Below are 1,877 nucleotides of genomic sequence, written 5' to 3'. Positions count from 1 at the left end.
GGCTTCATTGCCTACAGCCACCTGGTACCAGTGCTCGATCCCTTCGCCCGGGTACTCTACTACGGTGGGCTCTTCATGGCGCTGTTGCTCTTCACCCAGGCTGGTCGCTTCCTCAAACTGCGGTTCTTCCTCTCTTGGTGGGCCTATTCATTCCCGCTGGCAGCGATCAGCATCGCGAGCCTGGTGATGTTCGAACGTACCGGCGCCGATTTCTACCGCTATCTGGGGCTGGGCCTCTTGACCTTGCTGACCGTGATCGTCGCGTTCCTGCTGGTACGAACCAGCATCGCCGTCTGGCGACAGGCCATTTGCGTACCTGGTCATTAGCCCATAGCGCCACGACTTTCCAGGTCGACTGTCGCCCTAACCGGGGCACCCCCTAACAACCCCTACCCATTGACTCATAACAAGATGCAGCAATACCATATTCGACTGTGGGACTTGCCCACCCGGCTGTTCCATTGGCTACTGACGACCTTGGTCGCAGGCGCCTTTCTGACCGGACTGACAGGCGGGAGCTGGATAGTTTGGCATGGTCGCCTGGGACTGCTTATTCTCGGACTCCTGACGTTCCGACTGGTGTGGGGCTTGGTCGGCTCTACCTATGCACGTTTCAGTCAGTTCGTTCCCGACCCCCGGACCCTGCTCAACTATCTCCGCGGCGGTTGGCAGGGGATTGGTCACAATCCACTTGGCGCACTGTCGGTCCTGGTGCTACTCGGCATCTTGTTGCTGCAGACCCTCAGCGGTCTATTTGCCAACGATGACATCGCGTTCAACGGGCCGCTTCAGGATTTGGTCACGAAGCGCACGAGTGACTGGTTGACTGGCTTACACCGCCAGGCCATTTGGGTCATCGGGGCACTGATCACCCTGCATGTCGCGGCCGTACTCTTCCATACGCATGTCCATAAAGACGATTTGATAACGCCGATGGTGACCGGGATCAAGCCGGTCACGGCGCCGGGCGCACGGGGCGCAACTGGGGGCGGGTGGCTGGCGCTGATCACGGCGCTGGCGGTGGCGATCCTGGTGATATGGATTGCCGCCGGAGGACTCTTGCCGCCCCCGCCGCCGATCGCACCGGTACCCACCTGGTGACATCAAGCCGCCCGGATGGGCGGCTCGCCGGGCCAAGCCGAAACCACATTCAATCCTTGGCGCGGAACTGATCGTGACACGCCTTGCAACTCTTACCCAAATCACCAAAGGCGGTTTTCACTGCAGCCGCATCGCCGGTCGCAGCAACCTTGGCCAGATTATCAGCCGCAGCGACGAAGTTACCGGCAAGCTTACCGACCTCCGGCATTTTCTCGAAAAACTCCGGCTTGACATTGGTGTGCACGTCGCCGATGTCTTTATCAGTGCCCGGACCATAGAGCGCGCCCATGCCGGAGTTCGCAATCGCAGCAATGACGTTAGCGGACGCCGTAACCTGCTTTGCATCAAAGCTCCCTTCCAGGTTGGCCTTGATCTTGCCCATGTTCCAGCTCATGAAGCGGTAACCGGCTTGGCGGATCTGGATCTGGTCCGCGGGTTTGACATCAGCAGCCAGCGCCACGCCAGACAGGGCAACGGCGAGCACTCCAACTGTGAAACGAGCGTTAATGTATTTCATGTCTATTCTCTATACTCAGTGAGGTTTGGCGGATCAATCACCCAGGATAGCCGGTTGCGGCTCCTAGAGCGAGCCATTTTAGACTATGCTTACGACCTTTAGTATCTTGATCGTGATGATCATCGCCTTGATTCCAGCGAGTGTACATCTTGGTTTTCGTGCGCCCCGCATTCGGGAAACCGGATCGCCGGCAGATTACGGCCTCGCCTTTGAAGCGCTACGCATCCCCACGGTACGCGGCCGGCAGTTATTCGGCTGG

2 protein-coding genes and 1 pseudogene are annotated in these 1,877 nt (G+C 58.9%); 2 read left to right on the top strand and 1 reads right to left on the bottom strand.

Features of this window, described 5'->3' with window-relative positions; genetic code table 11:
• Together QZY44_RS15100 and QZY44_RS15095 are read left to right on the top strand one after the other, a co-directional pair.
• Positions 1 to 327 (top strand): annotated as a pseudogene (locus tag QZY44_RS15100) (C4-dicarboxylate ABC transporter); the annotation flags it as partial.
• An 84-nt stretch (positions 328 to 411) separates the two neighbouring features.
• The gene (locus QZY44_RS15095) at positions 412 to 1,101 is read left to right on the top strand and encodes a cytochrome b/b6 domain-containing protein (protein ID WP_295447641.1); all 690 of its coding nucleotides are present in this window, start codon (positions 412 to 414) and stop codon (positions 1,099 to 1,101) included.
• Positions 1,102 to 1,150: 49 nt separating this feature from the next.
• Here QZY44_RS15095 and QZY44_RS15090 read toward each other — a convergent pair whose 3' ends face one another.
• Positions 1,151 to 1,618, bottom strand: coding sequence for a cytochrome c (locus QZY44_RS15090; protein ID WP_295447638.1), 468 nt, complete (start codon positions 1,616 to 1,618; stop codon positions 1,151 to 1,153).
• Between the last annotated feature and the right edge of the window lie 259 nt (positions 1,619 to 1,877).

Origin of the sequence: uncultured Thiodictyon sp., assembly GCA_903837595.1 — a bacterium.
Lineage (GTDB): Bacteria > Pseudomonadota > Gammaproteobacteria > Chromatiales > Chromatiaceae > Thiodictyon.
Note: the sequence above shows the minus strand (reverse complement) of the source record. Positions and strands in the feature narration are given on the sequence as shown.